The sequence below is a fragment of the Rubinisphaera italica genome (assembly GCF_007859715.1).
Lineage (GTDB): Bacteria > Planctomycetota > Planctomycetia > Planctomycetales > Planctomycetaceae > Rubinisphaera > Rubinisphaera italica.
On sequence record NZ_SJPG01000001.1, the window covers coordinates 1,609,825 to 1,630,934 of the forward strand.

The 21,110-nt window shown below is 49.5% G+C and carries 13 protein-coding genes; 10 read left to right on the top strand and 3 right to left on the bottom strand.

What is annotated here, in order from left to right; translation table 11 throughout:
* Positions 1 to 85: 85 nt before the first annotated feature.
* The 3 genes from Pan54_RS06010 (at position 86) to Pan54_RS06020 (ending at position 3,868) form a co-directional block, all read left to right on the top strand.
* Positions 86 to 1,414, top strand: coding sequence for an asparagine synthase-related protein (locus tag Pan54_RS06010; protein WP_146502646.1), 1,329 nt, complete (start codon positions 86 to 88; stop codon positions 1,412 to 1,414).
* Between the two features lie 190 nt (positions 1,415 to 1,604).
* Positions 1,605 to 2,369 carry a radical SAM protein gene (locus Pan54_RS06015; protein WP_207310055.1) on the top strand — a complete coding sequence of 255 codons (765 nt, stop codon included), beginning with the start codon at positions 1,605 to 1,607 and terminating at the stop codon, positions 2,367 to 2,369.
* Positions 2,366 to 3,868, top strand: a complete 1,503-nt coding sequence (locus Pan54_RS06020) for an NAD(P)/FAD-dependent oxidoreductase (protein ID WP_146502648.1) — start codon at positions 2,366 to 2,368, stop codon at positions 3,866 to 3,868. The genes Pan54_RS06015 and Pan54_RS06020 overlap by 4 nt, the downstream gene beginning before the upstream one ends.
* 197 nt (positions 3,869 to 4,065) lie before the next feature.
* On the opposite strand, the gene Pan54_RS06025 is transcribed toward Pan54_RS06020, so the two are convergent.
* Positions 4,066 to 4,707 carry an RraA family protein gene (locus Pan54_RS06025; protein ID WP_146502649.1) on the bottom strand — a complete coding sequence of 214 codons (642 nt, stop codon included), beginning with the start codon at positions 4,705 to 4,707 and terminating at the stop codon, positions 4,066 to 4,068.
* A 251-nt stretch (positions 4,708 to 4,958) separates the two neighbouring features.
* On the opposite strand from Pan54_RS06025, the gene Pan54_RS06030 reads away from it, so the two are divergent.
* On the top strand, positions 4,959 to 6,419 hold the full coding sequence (locus Pan54_RS06030; protein WP_165441609.1) for a M81 family metallopeptidase: 1,461 nt from the start codon (positions 4,959 to 4,961) through the stop codon (positions 6,417 to 6,419).
* Between the two features lie 93 nt (positions 6,420 to 6,512).
* Here Pan54_RS06030 and Pan54_RS06035 read toward each other — a convergent pair whose 3' ends face one another.
* Both Pan54_RS06035 and Pan54_RS26720 read right to left on the bottom strand, forming a co-directional pair.
* Positions 6,513 to 8,588, bottom strand: a complete 2,076-nt coding sequence (locus tag Pan54_RS06035; RefSeq protein WP_146502651.1) for a S9 family peptidase — start codon at positions 8,586 to 8,588, stop codon at positions 6,513 to 6,515.
* Between the two features lie 117 nt (positions 8,589 to 8,705).
* The gene (locus tag Pan54_RS26720) at positions 8,706 to 8,864 is read right to left on the bottom strand and encodes an IS3 family transposase (RefSeq protein WP_390621920.1); all 159 of its coding nucleotides are present in this window, start codon (positions 8,862 to 8,864) and stop codon (positions 8,706 to 8,708) included.
* A 314-nt stretch (positions 8,865 to 9,178) separates the two neighbouring features.
* Here Pan54_RS26720 and Pan54_RS06045 point away from each other — a divergent pair, with 314 nt between their 5' ends.
* The 6 genes from Pan54_RS06045 (at position 9,179) to Pan54_RS06070 (ending at position 20,697) form a co-directional block, all read left to right on the top strand.
* The gene (locus Pan54_RS06045) at positions 9,179 to 12,229 is read left to right on the top strand and encodes a DUF1553 domain-containing protein (RefSeq protein ID WP_146502653.1); all 3,051 of its coding nucleotides are present in this window, start codon (positions 9,179 to 9,181) and stop codon (positions 12,227 to 12,229) included.
* The gene (locus Pan54_RS06050) at positions 12,226 to 13,692 is read left to right on the top strand and encodes a DUF1501 domain-containing protein (protein WP_146502654.1); all 1,467 of its coding nucleotides are present in this window, start codon (positions 12,226 to 12,228) and stop codon (positions 13,690 to 13,692) included. The genes Pan54_RS06045 and Pan54_RS06050 overlap by 4 nt, the downstream gene beginning before the upstream one ends.
* 577 nt (positions 13,693 to 14,269) lie before the next feature.
* The gene (locus Pan54_RS06055; protein ID WP_146502655.1) at positions 14,270 to 15,298 is read left to right on the top strand and encodes a DUF1559 domain-containing protein; all 1,029 of its coding nucleotides are present in this window, start codon (positions 14,270 to 14,272) and stop codon (positions 15,296 to 15,298) included.
* Between the two features lie 84 nt (positions 15,299 to 15,382).
* Positions 15,383 to 15,844, top strand: coding sequence for a hypothetical protein (locus Pan54_RS06060; RefSeq protein WP_146502656.1), 462 nt, complete (start codon positions 15,383 to 15,385; stop codon positions 15,842 to 15,844).
* A 719-nt stretch (positions 15,845 to 16,563) separates the two neighbouring features.
* On the top strand, positions 16,564 to 19,173 hold the full coding sequence (locus tag Pan54_RS06065; RefSeq protein WP_146502657.1) for a PSD1 and planctomycete cytochrome C domain-containing protein: 2,610 nt from the start codon (positions 16,564 to 16,566) through the stop codon (positions 19,171 to 19,173).
* Positions 19,174 to 19,236: 63 nt separating this feature from the next.
* Positions 19,237 to 20,697 carry a DUF1501 domain-containing protein gene (locus tag Pan54_RS06070; RefSeq protein WP_207310056.1) on the top strand — a complete coding sequence of 487 codons (1,461 nt, stop codon included), beginning with the start codon at positions 19,237 to 19,239 and terminating at the stop codon, positions 20,695 to 20,697.
* Positions 20,698 to 21,110 lie beyond the last annotated feature (413 nt).

Here is a 21,110-nt window from a genome sequence, read left to right on the forward strand (position 1 = left end):
CTCGCCTGACAGGCACATTGTATCGCATTCAGGAATCTGCCATAATCTAAAATTATAATCAACTCTCATTTCTACCGAGGCGCTCATGCATTCAGCCGTGCCAGTTGAACGATTGGTCAACTTGCTCAATCCTGCGGGAAATCTCATTTTCAATATGTCTGTTGACCAAGCTGCAGAGCGGGTTGGTTCAGGAGATCCCCAACAGGTTCGGGCAATTGATGGTCATTTTGCTCTAATTCACAAACAGGGGCAGCAGATCCGCATGGCACGTTCTCTTGGGCGTCCAATGCGATATTTTCTTGCCAAGAGAACAGAGGGGCCTTGCCTGATTGTGGCTGAACGGATTGACGAGATTTACAACTTTCTATGCAACGAAGGTTTGGCAGGGCAGTTTCATCCGTCTTACACCCGCATGGTCCCGGCTCACCATATTGTTGAACTCGCGCTAGTGGGGTGTCCTGATCCCAACCCCGAGGCGATCCGCTATTTCACTCCGCAGCGGAATCGATGGAGTACCGATCTCGACGAAATTAGTCGAAAATATATGGGTAAACTGGCGGGTGAAATCGACCATTGGCTCAATACGATTTCCAAAGAAGAACCGCTAGGGGTCCTCTTCTCAGGTGGGATTGACAGTGGAGCGGTACTCTTGGTGCTCTATCATGTTTTGCTCAAACGTGGCGAGTCTCCTGCACGGCTCAAGGCATTTACATTGACTGTTGATGAGGGGGGATCGGATACCGCACAAGCCGAACAGTTTCTTAGTGAACTGGATTTAACACTGTTTTGGGAACAGATTCCTGTCCATCGCGATGATTTGGATTATCGTGAAGCGGTTAAGATTATTGAGGATTACAAGCCACTCGACGTTCAGGCTGCGACAATGACTCTGGCTCTGTGTCGTGGTATTCGAAATCGCTATCCTGATTGGAAATATCTGATTGATGGGGATGGAGGAGATGAGAATCTTAAGGATTATCCCATTGAAGAAAACTCGGAACTCACGATTCGAAGTGTTCTGAACAATCCCCTTTTGTATCAAGAGGGCTGGGGTGTGCAGGCGGTCAAGCACTCGTTGGTTTACTCTGGAGGACAAAGCCGTGGGCATGTTCGCACGCATGCACCAGCTAGACATTTCGGATTTCACGGCTTTAGTCCATATGCTTTGCCCAATGTGATTGAAGTTGCAGAAGGAATTCCTTTTGTCGAATTGACGGATTGGCAGCAAGATCGACTTTACGAACTTAAGGGCGAGATTATAAGACGGGGTGTGAAGGCGATTACGGGCCTGACGATGCCCATCTTCGAAAAACGGCGGTTTCAGCAAGGTGCGATGGAAGATCAACTGTTCAAGGAATTATTCCCCGCTGAAGAAACAACCTATCGGCAAGCATTCGCAGGGCAGTATGAATAATCAGTATGCGCACCTGAATGATGAAGAAATTCTCAGGTTGCGGCCCCCTAAGCATGCTGTCGATCCAAAGCGTCCTTATGCCTTCACACACGAATCAGAGGCAGCAGCGAATGGCCAGGTGGTCGATGTGTCGACCCTATTTCTTACCAATCGCGAATGTCCATTTCGTTGTTTGATGTGTGATCTCTGGATGAACACGACCGACCAATCAGTTCCTTCAGGCGCTATCCCTCAACAAATCGATTATGCACTCGATCGACTGCCTCCTGCACAACATATCAAACTCTATAACAGCGGGAATTTCTTTGATTCCAAAGCCATTCCTCCTGCGGATTATTCCGATATTACTCAGCGCGTGAGGAGGTTTGAAAACGTAATCGTCGAAAACCATCCACGACTATGTACGGATAAATGTTTACATTTTCAAAGTATGCTTGAAGAGACCTCGCTGGAGATAGCGATGGGGCTGGAGACCATACATCCGCGTGTATTGCCCGCGCTTAACAAGCAAATGAATTTGAATGATTACACACGGGCGGTCGAATATTTGCTCAATCACGGAATTGCCGTTCGCAGCTTTATTTTACTCAAGCCACCTTTTCTGCTGGAAGAGGAAGGTGTCGAATGGGCGTTAAAATCAATTGAATACGCTTTTGCAAATGGTGTCGGTTGCTGCGCTGTCATTCCGACGCGATCTGGTAATGGTATGATGGAACAATTGGAGGCGAAAATGCATTTTGTTCCCCCATGTTTAAGCTCGCTGGAGCGGGTCATGGAAGAGGGGTTGGCAGTAGCAAATGCGCGTGGACGAGTCATTGTCGATTTGTGGGATCTTGAGCGTTTTGCGAACTGTGATCGCTGTTTTGAGCAACGCCGCGAACGCTTGCATCGTATGAATCTCGTGCAGAAGAACTTACCTCCGATTGCGTGTTCTTGTCAAAAGGTTCGATTATGACGGATAATCTCTCGGTGGATGTTGCCGTGATTGGTGCGGGTTTTGGCGGCAGCTTAACCGCTCTTCTTCTCAATCGTATTGGCCTTCGTGTGGTCTTACTTGAAAGTGGAAGCCATCCCCGTTTTGCCATTGGAGAGTCATCGACACCGATCGCTGATTTGATTCTCGGTGATCTTGCTCAACGGTACGATCTGCCAAGTCTACTTCCGTTGTCTCACTATGGAACTTGGAAGCAAACTTACCCCGAACTGAATTGCGGTCTCAAGCGGGGCTTCTCGTACTTTAAACATCGACCAGAACAACCTTTTCACTCATTACCCGACCACAGTAATGAACTACTGGTTGCTGCAAGTCGAGACGACGAACATTCCGATACCCATTGGATGCGATCCGATGTCGACACGTTTCTTGTGAATCAGGTAAAAGCAGCTGGGATTCCTTACTTTGATCAAATGAAATTGACTCACCAGCAACACTGGCCGACTTGGCAACTCAGGGCAACGAGCGAAACAGCTTCTCTCGCAATTCGAGCTGAGTTCCTGATTGATGCTACTGGAGAGGCTGCGTTTCTACCTCGGGCACTTGATTTGAGCAGTTGTCTCCACCAGTTGCGAACAAGTTCTCGAAGTCTATTTGCACACTTTACCGATGTCACTCCGTGGCAGGACATTCTGACTTCACAACAATCCGACACGAACATACATCCGTTCTGCTGCGATGCTGCAGCTCTGCATCATGTCCTGGAAGAAGGCTGGATGTGGCAACTGAGGTTTGACAATGGTGTAACAAGTGTAGGTATTACTTTGGATGCAGACCGTCACCCGCTGAATTCAGTAATTTCGGCTGACAAAGAATGGGAGGCGATATTGAATCGCTATCCCTCGCTGAGCAGGCAGTTTGCATCTGCTCAAATTGTTGCTCCAGAACGAGGACTCACTCGGACGGGCAGACTCCAGCGACAATGGTCGCAGATAGTGGGAGACAACTGGGCGCTGTTGCCGCATACGGCAGGTTTCATCGATCCCTTTTTCAGCGCGGGTATAGCGCATACATTGTGCGGTGTCGAAAACTTAGTACATCTTCTTGAAAATTATTGGGGACGTGAGTCATTCTCAACGGAATTACGGGTTTACGAGATGATGATAAAATCGGAGTTCGAGCTAATCGACAAGTTGGTCCAGGGCAGCTATCTCAGTTTGCGTAACTTCGATTTGTTCGTGCCGTTTACCATGTTGTATTTTGCTGCAGCAACAACCTATGAGCATCGCCGTTTAATAACTGGATACTCACCAGGTAGAGCATTCCTGTGTGCAGATGATGGTGAATATCGTAGAATCGTATGCCAGATTCGACATAATCTGGAGATTGCACTGCGCCAAACAGACCTTCAAACCACGCATCGTTTTTTTGATGATGTGGCTCAAGCGATCGCCCCCTACAATATTGCGGGACTCTGTGATCTAAACGTTAGTAATATGTACCGTTACACTGCCGTCTAAACTTGCTCGGACAAAATCTTTAACAACGCTTGGCAAACTCCTTTTGCATAGCTTATATGTCATTTCCAAACTTTGTTTTCCACGTTTTGCCTGAGAGAAAAAAGTTTCAGGGCAATAGTCGTGCATGCGAAGGCACACTGCATTTAAGTATGCTCCAGGTTGACTATAGCTGGCACAAGATTGCTCGATTTCTCGTTCTACAGCACGCCGAACTTAGCGTAGGCCTCGGTTGCCAGCATGCCGTTTCGGATCGCATCGCGGACTTGGTTTTCGTCGCTGATCTTGCTCAAGGCGAGCTTGAGCACCTCTTCTTCAATGGTCTGGGGGACAATCACAATACCATCTTCGTCAGCCACAATGAGGTCGCCTGAGTTTACAATCACTCCGCAGAGTTCGACGGGAATATCAACATCACAGACCCGTTGTCGGTTCTGACTGTCGAGCGGACAGGCTCCGAGGGCATAGACAGGAAAGTCGTACTCCCGCATCTTGGAGACATCGCGGACGGCTCCATCGATTACTGCGCCCAGACATCCTCTGTTGCTGGCTGCTGTCGTCAGGAGTTCTCCCCAGATTCCCGATCGCATCGAGCCATGTGCGGCTGCAATTACAACATCGCCAGCTGTCAAGGAGTCAACAGCCTGAAGTTCTTTTGCATAAGGAGTCGGGTCTTTGTGGAACATATCGCCCCACAGAGTTGTTCGGCAACGGCCAATGAGTTTTCGCGACACCGTTAGTGATGAAAGGCCAGGCTTAGCGCATTGATTAAAGTACCCCATCATGTCCAGTGCATCACTGACGACTGCGGAGTACAACAGATTTCTGTTCTGGCTATTCATCTCTTCGGTTCCTTCGTGCAACGACTATCGTTAGGTTGGGCGAGCGAGCATGCATGGTTTGGCGGAAATGGTATCCAGGGATCGAAAGGCGATGATGGCAATTGACGACCCCATAATACGGAACATACTATTCCCCTTTTTCCGAAATTCCAGTGTACGCTGTGACAAATCTCATTCACCGCTGACTGAAGTCCCGTGCTGGAAGCAGAGAGAATTCAAATTAACTCAATATCAGAGAGATGATTCCGCACATGAGAATCGGCATTGCGTCAATCGCGTTAGAGGCCAATACCTTCAATCCCATTCCGACAGTTCTGGAAAGTTTTCAATCCGGAATGCTGCTGTGCGGGGATGAAATCTGGCAACTTAGAGATAGTCATCACGAGTTGGGGGGCTTCCTGTCGGGACTATCCGGGCAGGGGGTCGACATTGTTCCTCTTCTGGCTGCTGGAGCTGCTCCTGGAGGAATCCTGAGTGCGTCTACATTTTCTGAGCTTCGCTCCCGTCTCCATGCGCAGCTGGATCAGTCGCCGCCGCTCGATGCAATGTTGCTCGCACCACACGGCGCCATGGTGTCCGAAGATGCACTCGACGCTGACGGGCTTTGGCTGCAAGAGATTCGAGATCGAATGGGAGCGAGCATGCCCATCATCGCCACAATCGATCCCCACGCGAATCTTTCTCCACTCATGGTCTCGGCTACAGATGCGATCATTTCTTACAAGACGAATCCACATATGGATCAGCGGCAACGGGGAATTGAAGCAGCGAAACTCATCACACGCGCTGTCAAAGGTGAAGTGAAACTTTCCCAGGCAGCATGCTTCCCTCCTATTGCGATTGAGATTGAACGTCAATTTTCTTCTGAGGGAGCCTACGCAGAATTGCTTGCACACGCGCAGCATATGCAGGAAACCCCGGGCGTTTTGAGCAGTTCGATCGTTCTCGGCTTTCCCTATGCAGACGTTCCAGAACTTGGTTCCTCAACAATTGTTGTGACTGATGGCAATGTGCTGTCTGCTCAACCATTGGCGAATTCGCTTGGCGAAGCACTCTGGCAAAGACGTCATAACTTAAAAAGTCGGCTGCTCTCCATGACAGACGCAGTGCAACAGGCTCATGAATTTCCTGGAACAACATGCCTGCTCGACATGGGGGATAACGTTGGCGGCGGCTCACCGGGAGACTGCACCATCCTGTTCGAGATCATTCAACAACAGCACGCCGGACCTGCATTGGGAGTTATCATCGACCCTGCTTCGGCTGAGCAGGCGAAATCTGCAGGGGTAGGAGCAATTTTGAATCTGCAGATAGGAGGAAAGTTACCCGGAACCGTTGGCAAGCCCATTGAGGGTAAATTTGAGGTGATGGCTGTCAGTGATGGAAGATTCACGGAAGAAGAGCCCCGGCATGGCGGGCAGCAGAGCTTCAATCAGGGGACCTCCGTTGTCGTGCAGAATGAGGAACTGACACTCGTTCTGATTACCAATCGGGTTCCCCCTTTCAGCTTGCGACAGATTACTCATCTTGGAGTTGATCCCTCAAAATATGGAATTATTATCGCTAAAGGCGTCCACGCACCCGTCGCAGCGTACGCTTCCATTTCAGATCACTTTATAAGAGTGAACACCCCTGGAATGACAGCCGCGGATATGTCAAAGTTTGTTTACATTCATCGTCGCCATCCTCTATTCCCATTGGAACTATTTTAATTGCAGTGTGCATACGATTGTGCAAATTTGCGATCAAAGGCTGTCATTGCTGATACAGAACGCAAAATACAAATTGCGTATGAATCGATTACTCTACTGTGGTCCAGAGGGAAGGTTTTCCAGGAGATATCTGAGGATCAGCATTCTGACGTGCGTTTGTGTTCCTTTGCCCTCACGAAGTCCGTGATCTCGATTGGGATAAACCATATAGTCGAAAGGCTTCCCAAGTTCGATTAATCGATCGACCAGCCCTTCTATGATCTGAATGTGTGTATTCGTTTCTCCAGAACCAGTCATGATCAATAGCTTCCCCTGAAGTCCTTCAGCGAAATTAATTGGAGCTGATCGTTCATAGCCTTCGGGATTTACTTCACGAGTTCGCATATAGATTTCCTGGAACCACGCGTTATAAAGATGTGGCTGAGGTTTTGGGACAACAGCAATACCAACGTCGTAAAGTTCGGGTTTGCGGAACATGGCATTGAGTGTATTAGAGCCGCCCCCGCTCCAGCCCCAGATTCCAACTCGGGAGAGATCGACGAATGGTCGTATTCGTCCCAGTTCCTTCAAACCTGCGGCTTGCTCTTCTGTGGATATTGGCCCCAGACTGCCGAAGATCGAACGCCGCCACGCTGCTCCCTTTGGTGAAGGAGTCCCTCGACTGTCGATTGAAACAACAAGATAACCCTGATCGGCACCAACTCGATTAAAATGACTTTGACCTGCTCCCCATTCATCAAGCACAGTTTGTGAATAGGGTTCGCTGTAGACGTATACGAATACGGGATATTTCTTTGTCGGATCAAAACCTCTCGGCTTGATCATCCAGGCATCCAGAGTAATACCGTCCTCGATATCGAGCTGAAGAAACTCAGTTGGTTGAGTGATTATCTTTGTTGCCTTTTCGCGAAGCTCACGGTTGTCTTCCAGAACGCGTACATGGCGATGATCAGGCAATTCCACGAGTTCGACCTGAGGCGGAGAATCAAATGTCGACCAGGTATGAAAAGCCCACTTGGTATTTGGAGAAAATTCGTATTTATGAGTTCCCGGCTGGTCATTAGGCGTGACGCGTTCGAGCGTTCCCGATCCATCCAGAGGGACACGATAAAGGTACTTCTGTGTCGCATTCTCAGGAGAAGCGTAAATGTAGAACCATTCTTCCGATTGATCTACGACGGCCCGTTCGATGATGTCATATTCGCCAGGCGTTAGTAGTGCGACTTCCTGACCATCACGAGAATACAAGTAGGCGTGACGCCAACCATCTTTTTCAGTGATGACGATGAAATTCTGACCATCACGAATCCAGATCAGCCCGGAGCTTGTCTGTTGACTGCCAATCGCCCAGGCCTCGTTAGATTCCTGGTAGAGACTCTTAACCTCTGAAGAATTGAGATCTACCAGCAGGAACTCTCGCTTATCGCGGAACCGACTGAATGTTTCGACGAGAACTTCTTCAGAATTCCCGGCCCAGTCAACCTGTCCCAGATAGAAACCTTCGGCTGGAACCACAATCGGTAGCCATTGAATATCGCTTCCAGCGAGATCGACAACTCCGACACGTAAATTTGCAATCGTCTCACCCACCCGAGCAAAGCGACGGTTGCGAACTTCTGGATATGACGGATCGGTTGGTTCAAGAGTTGGCCGCAGTTTGACGTCGGTTTCGTCCGACTCAATGAACAGGACTCTTTTTCCGTCAGGACTCCAGACAGGTTGTCGATACCAGATTTCTCGATCCTCTGGTCGTTTCGTTAATTGAGTCCGTTGATTGCTGGTCAGATTGCGGGCAAACAATTGTCGCTTGCGAAATTCCAGAATATTTTTCCCATCTGGGGATCGCAGGGGATCGCGATCCGACTTGCCTGCCTTATTAGTGTCGACTTCAGTACGTTCTCCGGATTGAACATCATATAAGTACTCAACGGGTTGGTTATCCTGAGGTCGCTTTTCTCGAGTGATGTATCCCGAGCTATTGGGAAGCCATTCGGAATCAAATTTCTTGCCATTATATTCACCACGTTCATAAATCGCACGAATTCGTGGTTCCGCTTCTTGTTTCCAATTCTTTGGAACATCGGCTTGAGACTGCTCCCCGTTGAATCCAATGAAGAGAAATAGAATGATTCCTAATGCAGTTGCAGGGAAAGAATTCAGTCGAATCATTAGCAAGCCGTTCCTGATTAAGAGATGACGAGGTTGGTCAATGAATGTGGCGAACATAACTTCTGGTTACAACTCATTCCTATGATTTTGGACTAACACAGATTGGTCGGTGCGGGATTAAGTTTTAATCGCCTGCTCGAATTCCATTGGAAGAATATATCCCAATCTCGAATGAGAACATTGCCAATTATAAAACGTTTCAATGTATTCAAACAAGCTCCGACACGCCTGACCTCGTGTTCGATAATGATCTCGATGGGCCAGTTCCTTCATCAATGTCGCAAAAAAAATTCCGTCGGTATCCCACTACCGCCTGACTCCTGATTGGTTGGAAGCTTTCGTTGCTTTCCAGCAGTTCTCCTTCCGGATAAATTCGTTGATCATCTCCTGACCTACGCGTATACTGGTTCTTGTACGGCCCTTGGAGAGTTGTCGTGAATGATCAAACCAGTCAGTCGATGAAATCAACTTGATCAATGGGTTTTGTGGGACTTTATTTACAGTTCACCCTGTCGAAATATGCTTAACCGATAGCATCGAGCTGTGACTGCGAGAAGACAACGAAGTCATAAACGAAATACAAACAATCCATGCAATACGTGATATACCGATTCCTGACCCTGTTTCTGTTGCTACCGGCTGCATCGGTCCTGGCTGAATCACCAACACGAGTGGATTTCAATCGTGATATCCGACCAATTTTGTCGAACAAGTGTTTTGCCTGTCATGGACCGGACTCACAAGATCGCGATGCAGATTTCCGTCTCGACACCAGTGAGGGCGCGTTCAAAGATCTGGGTGGCTACGCCGGAATCGTTCCAGGTGATCCAGATACCAGCGAACTCGTGCTGCGGATCAATAATGACGATCCAGATATGAGGATGCCGCCACCGGAGCATAAGAACCCACTTGAGCCTGAAGAAATCGATCTGCTGACTCGTTGGATTCGTGAAGGTGCCGAATATTCCGGGCACTGGGCGTTCGAACCGGTCCAGCGACCGGTGCCACCATCGGCAACAGCAAAAATCGAAGGACCGATTGATCAGTTTATCGCCGCGAGATTAGCCGAGGAGGAACTTCACTTCTCGCCCGAAGCAACGCCGGAGACACTCGTAAGGCGTCTCTATTTGGATCTGACCAATTTGCCACCGACATTGGCTGAGGTTGAGGCGTTTCTTCAAAATCCTGATGCTCAGTATGAAGCGACTATTGATCGTCTGATGGACAGTCCGCAGTTTGCGGAGCGATTGGCGATGGACTGGTTGGACGTTGCTCGATTTGCTGACACGAATGGCTATTCGATCGACGACCATCGAGATATGTGGGTCTGGCGAGATTGGGTGATCAAAGCTTTTCAGAACAACATGCCCTACGACGAATTTCTTCGTCAACAGCTTGCGGGCGATTTGATGGAAAACGCTACCGAAGACCAACTCATCGCTACAGGATTCCTCCGCAACAGCATGAATACACATGAGGGCGGTACGATCGCTGAAGAGTATCGAGTCGCGTCCATCGTTGACAAAATCGATACGGTTTCCACGGCTTTCATGGGGCTGACGATGCGGTGCGCCCAGTGTCACGATCATAAGTATGACCCGATATCGCAAAAGGACTATTACCAATTCTTTGCGTTCTTCAACACTTCGACCGAAACCGGTAGAGGAGGCAAGAATGGAAATACGAAACCGATGATTTCTGTCGATCCAATTCTACCGGATGAGATCCAGTTTCGTGCTTCCCTCGAAGAACGAATTGCAGCCCTGCAGCTCGCCAAAGCGTATCCGGAGAATCTTTTGGGAGATGCACGTCTGAAGTGGGAAAAAGAGACGCTCGCAAAGTTTGATAAACAGGCACTCGTCGAGATGACACAACCATTTAGGGTTCCAGTTCAGGGCGAGGCCGAAGAGTTGTCTTGGATTTGGTCCAACCCGCAGGCGGCGGGAGAGTTCGCATGGTTTCGTAAAACATTTAACCTCGAAGAGATTCCCTCGAAAGCCGACTTGATGGTGAGTTGCGATAATGAAGCCGAGATTTGGGTCAACGGAAAGCTTCTCGGAAAGAATCCGGATTGGCGGACGCCGACGGTTTTTAATCTTCAACCACTCTTAGTTACAGGTGAGAATCTGATCGCTGTGGCAGCGAAGGACTGGACAGAAGGGGGTGGGAAAGCTGCGCTGCTCTCACTCGCTGTGTTCAACGATAATGAGTTCCTCGCAACCGACTCAACCTGGTTGGTCTCTTCGCTTGCTCCCGAGGGGTGGAATTTACCTGGCGAGATCAAAGGTTTTCTACCCGCTTCGGTCGTCGCTGCCCACGGTTCGCCCCCCTGGGGGGATGTCTTTGCAAAATTAGATGCGACTGATGAGCATCACATTCCATCTGCGTTGATTGTCGCCCTGCGAAAGCCGGATCTGGAACGGAGTCAAGAAGAGCAAGATCTCGTTGCTGCCGAATTTGCCAAAGTCAATGTGGATATGCAGAAACTGCTTAATACAATCGATGGTGAGATTGAATTATTGAGACAGTCGCATGCCAGTGGTAAGACATCAGTGATGGTGATGGATAGAGGGGCCGCTGATCGCAAAACGCCGATTCTCGAACGTGGACAATATGATCAGCACGGCGAAATCGTCGAAGCCGGAGTTCCCGAGTTCCTCGGGGCGTTACCCGAATCGATGCCTGCGGATCGGTTGGCATTGGCGAATTGGTTGACCGACCCCGCCCATCCGTTGACCGCCCGCGTCACGGTGAACCGGTATTGGCAGTTGCTGTTTGGAACAGGGATCGTAAAGACAACCGAAGACTTCGGCTCTCAGGGAGAGTGGCCATCGCATCCCGAACTACTCGATTGGCTGGCGGCGGAATTTGTGGAATCGGGTTGGGATGTGCGTGCGTTGCTGAAGCAGATGCTCATGTCGCGAACCTATCGCCAATCCTCAAATATCGATGGGCATCTTTTGGAAGTCGATCCATACAATCGGCTTTATGCCCGAGCCCCAAGGTATCGACTGTCTGCCGAAGCGGTTCGCGATAGTTCACTCGCAATCGCAGGCCTGTTGAATCAAGAGATCGGTGGCCCGAGTGTTTATCCGCCCCAACCGGTCGGGCTTTGGAAAGAGGTCAGTCACTTTGGGTATGGCGGCTTTTTTTCGGCTCAGCATTACTTCACCGATACTGGTCGGTTGAAGTATCGCCGAAGCCTCTACACGTTCTGGAAACGTACTTCGCCACCACCCGTGATGACAACTTTTGACGCCCCCAACCGTGAGACTTGTTCGGTGCGGCGATCACTGACCAACACCCCACTGCAAGCCCTTGTGCTGATGAACGCTCCGCAGTTCGTCGAAGCTTCTCGTGGACTCGCCGAACGTATGATTGATGCGAGTGACTTGCTGGATGAACAACTCCGATATGGCTTTCGGCTGGCAACCGCGAGAAGGCCGTCAAAGAGGGAGATGAAGATTTTGAAATCTACATTCCAGCAGCAGTCTTCCTATTTTGAAGCTTCGCCTGAAAAAACAGTCGATTATCTGGGAGCGGACTATGGAGCCGGTGGCGTCGAGGCCACTCATGTCGCCGCGATCCGCTGCGTTGCATCCCTAATTCTCAACCTTGACGAAACGATTACACGAGAATGAATATCCATAATCTCGCTTCCCGTCGCAAATTTGTTAGCCAGGCTTTCGGTGGTGTGGGGGCCGCAGCGCTAGGGACATTGTTACAAGGCTATGCTAATGCCGATGTGCAATCCCAAGTGAGTGGAAAGGCTAATAAATTCGGTCTGCCGCATTTCCAGCCGACTGCCAAGCGAGTCATCTATCTGTTTATGTCAGGCGGCCCTTCGCATATCGATCTGTTTGACTACAAACCTATACTGGAACAGAAACATGGCGAAGAGCTTCCACCAAGCGTGCGTGGCAATCAACGTTTGACTGGAATGACTGCGAAGCAAAAAGGATTCCCCGTTTGTGGTCCGATCGGTCAGTTTGCGCAGCATGGTGAGTGTGGTGCCTGGATCAGCGATTTACTTCCATATACTTCCAAGATCGCGGATGATATCGCCATCATTCGCTCGATGAATACCGAAGCGATCAACCACGATCCTGGGATCACATTCATCAATACCGGCTCGCAAATTCCGGGCCAGCCAAGTGCAGGCGCCTGGGCCAGTTACGGGTTGGGCAGCGAAAATCAAAACATGCCAGCTTATGTGGTGTTACTATCGCAAGGCAACGGCAAGAATCCGGGGCAACCGATTTTCTCTCGGTTGTGGGGCAGCGGTTTTCTGCCGTCAAATCATCAAGGCGTCATGCTCCGTAGCAGCGGGGATCCCGTATTATATCTGAAAGATCCCGATGGCATCACGCGCGAGAATCGTCGTGATCAGCTTGATCATCTGGCGGCACTGAATCGTCTGAAATTCCAAACCAGTGGCGATCCAGAAATTGAAACTCGAATTTCTCAATATGAGATGGCTTTCCGTATGCAGGCGGCAGCACCCGAAATTGCTGACCTCTCGGATGAACCGGAAAGCACGTTTCAATTGTATGGCGAGGATGCTCGACAGCCGGGAACCTACGCGTTCAATTGCCTGATGGCCCGACGCATGGCAGAGCGGGATGTGCGATTCGTACAACTTTTCCACAGAGGGTGGGATCAACACGTCAGCCTGCAGACTCATCTTCGCGCCCAGTGTCTCGATACTGACCAGGCTTCCGCTGCGTTGATTACGGATTTAAAAAATCGTGGGATGCTGAACGACACTCTGGTGATTTGGGGTGGCGAGTTTGGACGCACAGCTTACGGCCAAGGCAAATTGGGAAGCGGACGCGACCATCACGGCCGATGCTTCAGCATGTGGATGGCTGGCGGCGGTGTCCGCGGTGGTGTTTCCTACGGACAGACCGATGAGTTCGCCTACAATATCGCCGAAAATGGAGTTCACATCCGAGACCTCAACGCAACGATGTTGCATTGTCTTGGAATCGATCATGAACGTTTCACTTATCGATTCCAGGGGCTCGATCAGCGTCTCACCGGTGTGGAGCACGCACACGTTGTAAGCGATATTCTGCTGGATCGTTCCACCCCGCATGGTTAGATGGAACGATTCACTAAATCATTGTGCAATAATTGTGTACAATCATTAAGTCCTGCTCTCACATCCGACCTGCATATTTTGCGGAGACATCCCTGATTCGCGTCCCAGTATCTGAGCATTCGTTGACAGTCAGCAGATCTTTCCCCCCAATTATCGGACACCATGTCCGTATCGGAAAGACCGCAGATGATTGAATAGTAAGTAACCCAATTTCTGAGGCTTAACTGAGCAACAGGCTCAAGCACTCAAACGGGAAACCGCAATTAGGTACCGTTGCGATAAATCTGCGTTTGCGATGCTGTGGTTAGCATATAAGCATGCGTTGAGGCTTCACTTTTCTGCTCAATAGGGATTTACCATTAAGCATATCTGCTGATGATTTGCGCATAATCTGAAGCCAGCACATTCCATTCACTATTTTTGATGACACTCTGATCTCCTATTATAATACCATTTAGGCAGGGATTGTCATTTTTACACAGTAATGGTTCGAGATTTGCATGTTAACCAATTAGCTCGCCATAGTCTGATTCATTCATCTCTAATTCGCAGAGATTCTTAATTTCAGGAGAAATCAATGAGCAAAGCACGTCTGAGAGGGTTCACACTAATCGAACTATTAGTAGTAATCGCGATTATCGCCATCCTGGTTGCACTGTTGTTGCCCGCTGTACAACAGGCCAGAGAAGCTGCCCGTAGAACAAGCTGCAAAAATAATCTGAAACAAATTGGATTGGCATTGCACAACTATCACGATACACACAGTGTTTTCCCTTATAGCACTTCGGCTGATGGTGCCATCGAGAGCAATAACAATGCTAACACATCAAACTCGACCGGTTTTACATTGAATCATCGAGGCTGGACTGGCTTATTGCCTTTCCTCGAACAGGCTGCCTTGTTTGACCAATTCGATTCTCGCTACCCCGCTGGTTCGTATGTCAGAACAGGGGGGACTGCACCTGCTCCTCTGGTGCAACCGGAGTCGACAATTCAAACCAGTGGTAATGCACTTGTTGTCAGCACTTTGATACCAGCTTTACTTTGTCCTTCTGATAATGGACGTAATACCTACACAGGTAACGATAATACATACGGTATTTATACGAACGCAGCATCAGCAGGTTTTACAGGCGCTAAAACTAACTATGACTTCTCCGTTGCCAGGTACAGCAGCAGCACGACATCTTGGAGAGATTGGACGTCAACATCTCGGAGAATGTTTGGTGTCTATTCTTCCTGCCGGATGAGAGACATTACCGACGGTACAAGTAACTCGGTCGCTGTTGCCGAAACAACTCTGGATGTCAAAAACGGCGTAGGTCAAACCTGGGGTTATTCTAAATGGGTCGGCAATGGTGTCGATCTTGCTGACAGCAGAGGCATCAACGACTTTCGTGACTGCTGCAGTTGGACCACTCCTCCATTCCAAAATGTATCCAAAACCCAATTGGCCGATTGGGGGACGACTGGCAGTCTCCATAAAGGAGGCGTACAGGTTCTCATGGGTGACGGATCTGTAAAATTCCTGAGCGAAAATATAAATGCTTCCACTCGTACAAACCTGGCATACATTTCCGATGGCCAGGTCCTGGGCGAATTGTAAAAATGGATTTTCTCAACTCAGGGGGATCGGTTTGGCCTTTCCTCCTGTTTAGAATTTCTCCCTACTTTAATCGCGAGTTTTAAAATGCTTCCCTCTTATAATACGACTGCCTTTCATCTTTGCTTGCTGCTCTTGATTGCATTATCTGGATGTAATTCCTCGAATACCCCCGAAATTCCACTTGCCCCCGTCGCTGGCACAGTGATGGCAGATGGGCAGCCTGTGGTCAAGGCGATGGTTACTTTTTTTCCCAATGGAGATACCATTGGGAAACCCTCTTTCGGTTTGACCGATGAGAAGGGCCATTATGAACTCAATTTCGTTGATGACCGCAAGGGATGTCTACCGGGTAAGCATCTCGTCACCATTTCCAAGTTTGCACAGCCGGATGGTTCACCATTCCCAAAAGACATGGCCCCCGAAATGCAGACTGCAAATGGAATCGAGCATATTCCTGCACGTTTCAGCAGTTCTCAACAGACAAAGCTCTATGCTGAGGTCAGCGCTGAAGGCGGACAATTTCCTTTCGAAATCAGTCTGAAATAGTAAATGTCTGCGAACATCGATTCTTAGTGCTTTGTTCTTGCACTCTGTTCAGTAAATGTTGTTTACCACGTCGTAACCCAATCGGAATGGTTCGTCTGGCTCGCATTCAGTAGTCGGAACTGAACCGTCTCCATCAGAATCCTTGAGGTTTTCAGAACGTGAATCTGGCGAACCTGTCTCCGGCAATTCAGGAAGCAATTCTGTTATTGTGTCGAAAGGAGGAGGGGAGTGCTCCTCTGACAGAACAGGAGTTATGGAAGGTATTGGGGGGGCAATTGAGTAAACGAAATTAATTGAAAATGAATTCGCGCATCTGAAATAGTCGAGAACTGTTTCTTGATCGGCTCACAATTTCTATGAGATAACCATTTAAATTGAACGAGTATAGACACCATCATGTTTGATTGCAGAATTCTACTGACGCCAGCATTGGTTTACTCAAGTCATCGGTAAAACAGAGTTAGACCATTTTCAAATGGTAACTGCAGTCGCATGGACATCAAAAGTCCTAAAAATAATGTGTTTGCTCCTGCTGAACGCTGCAGGTGATTTTTGAATATGCTCTAGATATTATCAGCCCCAATTGAGAATTCTCTTGATTTTCACAAGGATGCCCTCTAAGATAGCAACTAGGATATCGCGAGATATCAGCCTCGCAGATGCATACTCCCTCCCTCCTTTGCCCACCCTGAGTTTTGTTGAGAGGCAATATCATTATCATGAAATCGCTAATAATCGCTGGATTTCTGGGAACCTGCCTGATTACTCCTTTGTCTGCAGAGGAGACGATAGTCCCGGAGGCGGAGATCTCCTACGAAAAACAGATCCGTCCGATTCTGCAAGCGGCTTGCTTTCATTGTCATGGGGAAGAAGCAGAAGTAGACGGTGGACTGGATCTGCGTCTTCGCCGTTTTATGGTGCAGGGCGGTGATTCAGGACCTGCAATTGTTCCCGGGAAACCGGACGAAAGTTATCTGCTCGATCGCATTGCGAGCGGTGAAATGCCTCCCTCAGGATCAGGTCATCCCCTCTCTTCCGAACAACAGGATCTGATCACCCGCTGGGTTGCTCAATCGGCTCCCACGCTCCGTTCCGAACCGGAAACTTTGGCACCGGGGATGGTCATTCTGCCTGAAGATCAGGAATGGTGGTCCTATCAGCCAGTCACCCGTCCGGAACTTCCGGACGTCCGCAAGCCTGAATTGGTCGAGCAGCCGATTGATCGATTCGTATTGCACAAACTGGAAGAGGCTGGTTTTGAATTCTCGCCTCTTGCGGATCGTAAAACGCTTATCCGTCGCGCCTGTTTCGATTTGTGGGGCTTACCCCCAACACCCGAAATGGTCGAGGAATTCGTGAAGGATGATCAGCCAGACGCCTGGGAGCGTTTGCTCGACCGCCTGCTGGCTAACGACCATTTTGGAGAACGTTGGGCTCGTCACTGGCTCGATGTCGCTGGCTATGCAGATTCGGAAGGAGTGACAACAACCGATCCCGAACGCAAATGGGCCTGGCAGTATCGCGACTATGTGATTAAATCACTGAATAAAAACAAGCCCTACGATTTGTTTGTTCAAGAACAGTTGGCGGGGGACGAAATGGTGTCTCCGCCTTACAAAAATATGCCTCCCGACGCGATCGAAAAGTTGATTGCCACCGGGTTTTTGCGAATGGCCCCCGATGGCACGATGTCTAAACAGCTCGACGACGATCTGACAAAAAACGAAGTTGTGGCCGATACTGTGGAAATTGTCAGCAGCATTTTTCTCGGCTTAACTGTCGAATGTGCTCAGTGCCATGAACATCGTTACGATCCGATACCGCAAGCGGATTACTATCGTTTGCGAGCCGTCTTCGAGCCAGCATTGAACTGGAAGAAATGGAAAACGCCCAGCCAGCGGAGCATTTCTTTATATACCGACGAAGATCGCGCCAAAGCGGCTACGATTGAAGCAGAGGCGAAGAAAATACTCGATGAACGCCTGGTGAAACAGCAGGAATTTATCGATCGCAACTACGAAAAAGAATTGGCCAAGTTGACCGAAGCCGAGCGTGAAATTGCCGTCGCTGCTCGTGAAATTGCCGAAAAGGATCGCACGCCTGAACAAAAAGAAATATATAAAAAATACCCCAGTCTCAGCATCACTGCCGGTTCCCTGTATTTGTACGACAAACCGGCAGCCGACGAATTGAAGAAAATGGCCGATGCTGCTGCCGAACTCCGCAAAACCAAGCCGGAAGAATTTTTCGTTCGTGCATTAACCGAAACCGCCAGTGATTTAACTCCCACTTTTGTTTTTAACCGTGGTGACCATCAACAACCCAAAGAAGAGGTCAAACCGGCTGGGCTTTCGATTTTGAATCACGTTGTGGAATCGCAAATTCCCGATAACGATCCTGCGATCCCTTCTACAGGACGCAGGCTCGCATTCGCTAAGCAGTTAACCTCCGGTCAACATCCGTTGACTGCGCGTGTGTTTGCCAACCGTAATTGGCTGCATCTGCTCGGTCGTGGAATTGTCATTACGCCGTCCGATTTTGGTCGACTCGGGACTCCTCCCTCGCATCCTCAACTCCTTGATTGGTTAGCTGATGAATTCGTGCAGCAAAACTGGGATATCAAAAAATTCATCAAAATGGTCATGCTGAGCCACACTTATCAACAGGCACTTTCAACAGATACTGCCTACTTGACCAGAGATCCCGATATCGCCTTGTATGGCAGTGCACGACTGAAGCGGATTGAAGCGGAAGTTCTGCGCGATATGGTCCTGGAAATTAGTGGAAACTTGAACGAGAAAATGTATGGCCCGCCCGTACCGGTCATGTCTGATCCGGTTGGACAGTGGGTGATTGGCATTGAAAACCTGAGTGCCGGACGGCCTGGAAAAGTGCTCGAAATGCATGGGGAAGATTTGCGACGCAGTGTCTATGTGCAGGTTCGTCGCACCCGTCCGCTTTCGATTTTCGAAGTCTTTGATAATCCTCGTATGGAACCGAACTGCGAACTTCGCAGTTTCTCGACCGTCGCACCACAATCGCTCATGCTGATGAACGGCGACTTCATAATGCAACAGGCCAAAGATTTCGCCTCCTTATTGAATACCGAGTATAAAGAAGATAACCCTCAGAAAATTAATCAGCTGTGGCAGCGCGTATATGCTCGTCTTCCCGACCAGTCAGAATTGGCAGACGCACAACAGTTTCTGGTTGAACAGCAGGAAACATTGGCTGAGCGAGCAGGGAAGGACGATGATCCTGCATTGCTCGCGCTGGCGAACTTGTGCCAGATTCTCCTGAGCTCTAACGAGTTTCTCTACATTGATTAATCGACCTGACGCGACTCAGACTCTCTCCTTGCGCTCCTGCCTAAAATTCATCAGGAAGTTCTTATGAACAAAGAGATTTCAGCCGAAAAATATGCAGGTAGCCGACGTCACTTCCTGGCTAGTTCCGCCTTCAACCTGGGTGGACTGGCGGTTAGCTGCTTGGCCCAGCAAGCCAGTCACGGTGCAGAGGGGACGAAGCCTCCCCTCGAACCGCAAATTTTCGATACGCAGCCTAAACCGGCGCATCAACCTGCCCGCGCCAAATCGATGATCTCCTTATGGATGCAAGGGGGCCCCAGCCATCACGATCTCTTTGATCCCAAACCGGAAATGAGCAAACACGACGGCGAAACCTATCCCGGGGAACTGAAGTACGACGACCGCGCCAATTCCACCTCGAAAATATTCGCATCACCCTGGAAATTCGCGCCCCGTGGCCAATGCGGGATGGAACTTTCCGATCTGATCCCCCACACCGGAGAGATTGCCGACGATATCACGCTTATACGGAGCACTCATACCGGGGTCAATAACCACGGGCAATCGATCACCGCGCTAAACACAGGTCGGATCATTTCCGGTCGACCTTCATTGGGAAGTTGGCTGACCTATGCACTGGGAGCCGAAACACGAGACCTGCCCGCGTATCTGGCTTTGATCGATCCGGGGCAACTTCCAGTGATGGGAACGGAAAACTGGTCGAACGGCTGGCTCCCCGCCCTCTATCAGGGAACAGTGATCAGACCCCAAGAGCCTCGTATTCTGAATCTCGATGTCCCTGCTCATTTACAGGGTGCCCCACAAGCACGGGCCTTGGAATTTTTAAACCATCTGAATCAGAAACATCTTGTTGAAAGACCACATCAGAATGAATTGCATGCGCGCATTTCGACTTACGAACTGGCCGCACACATGCAGCATGCCGCGAAAGAGGCGCTCGACTTATCTAAAGAATCCAAAGCGACTCATCAGATGTACGGCCTCGATGACCCTGCGACCAAAGAATACGGCGAACGTTGTCTCATCGCACGACGGTTAGTCGAACGGGGCGTCCGTTTTGTCCAGGTTTTCACCAGCAACCAATTCTGGGATCATCATTCTGGACTGACCGTGAGTTTGCCGAAAGCGTGCAAAAAGGTCGACAAACCTTCGGCTGCCCTCGTCAAAGATTTGAAGCAGCGCGGCTTGCTCGACGAAACGATTGTGCATTGGGGCGGAGAAATGGGACGCTTGCCCGTGATTGAAAACGACGGTGCCCCCACGAAAGTTGGACGTGATCACAACACGTATGGTTTCAGCATGTGGGTCGCCGGCGGAGGATTTCGAGCCGGGTACACTCATGGAGCAACTGATGATTTTGGTTACAAAGCGGTTGAAAATATCGTGAACCACCACGATTATCACGCTACCATCCTGCATCTATTCGGCCTCGAACATGAACGACTAACGTTTCTGCGAAACAGTCAGGAACAAACATTGACTGATGCTCAGGAATGCCGTGTCGTCAAGGAACTCCTTACATGAGTATCTGTGAAGATAACGGCCGGATAAGTCGCGTGAGTTGAAGGAGGTTGATCTGACATGAGTGAAGTTAGCCAGACCAGCCAGAGCATTTGAAAATGCTTCATATAGCCGTGCGCGATTTATGGATACTCTTGAAATGAGAGATTCGCTCAATATCCTGCATCAATTACTTTTATGATCAATGATTATCTGAGTGGCACGACCCAGAACGAAGTGATGGGCGTGGGTAATACGGGCGACCACGCCCTTCGCGTTGCTCATGGCGTGCCACGCATGATCCAGTCATATGGTCAGGGCTTATCGCAGGAAGCTCTGCAATCTGTTCGAGCTCACTGGAGATGCATGGCCTGCTTATCTGGTAGCATTAGTCGAGTATATCGTAGCCCGGGTTCAACTGCAGTGGACACTCGGCT

Coding starts and splice junctions, on each gene's coding strand:
- Pan54_RS06030 (WP_165441609.1), top strand. CDS start 4,959: ATGAGAATCGGCATTGCGTCAATCGCGTTAGAGGCCAATACCTTCAAT.
- Pan54_RS06015 (WP_207310055.1), top strand. CDS start 1,605: ATGAACACGACCGACCAATCAGTTCCTTCAGGCGCTATCCCTCAACAA.
- Pan54_RS06055 (WP_146502655.1), top strand. CDS start 14,270: ATGAGCAAAGCACGTCTGAGAGGGTTCACACTAATCGAACTATTAGTA.
- Pan54_RS06050 (WP_146502654.1), top strand. CDS start 12,226: ATGAATATCCATAATCTCGCTTCCCGTCGCAAATTTGTTAGCCAGGCT.
- Pan54_RS06025 (WP_146502649.1), bottom strand. CDS start 4,707: ATGAATAGCCAGAACAGAAATCTGTTGTACTCCGCAGTCGTCAGTGAT.
- Pan54_RS06010 (WP_146502646.1), top strand. CDS start 86: ATGCATTCAGCCGTGCCAGTTGAACGATTGGTCAACTTGCTCAATCCT.
- Pan54_RS06020 (WP_146502648.1), top strand. CDS start 2,366: ATGACGGATAATCTCTCGGTGGATGTTGCCGTGATTGGTGCGGGTTTT.
- Pan54_RS06070 (WP_207310056.1), top strand. CDS start 19,237: ATGAACAAAGAGATTTCAGCCGAAAAATATGCAGGTAGCCGACGTCAC.
- Pan54_RS06065 (WP_146502657.1), top strand. CDS start 16,564: ATGAAATCGCTAATAATCGCTGGATTTCTGGGAACCTGCCTGATTACT.
- Pan54_RS06035 (WP_146502651.1), bottom strand. CDS start 8,588: ATGATTCGACTGAATTCTTTCCCTGCAACTGCATTAGGAATCATTCTA.
- Pan54_RS06060 (WP_146502656.1), top strand. CDS start 15,383: ATGCTTCCCTCTTATAATACGACTGCCTTTCATCTTTGCTTGCTGCTC.
- Pan54_RS06045 (WP_146502653.1), top strand. CDS start 9,179: ATGCAATACGTGATATACCGATTCCTGACCCTGTTTCTGTTGCTACCG.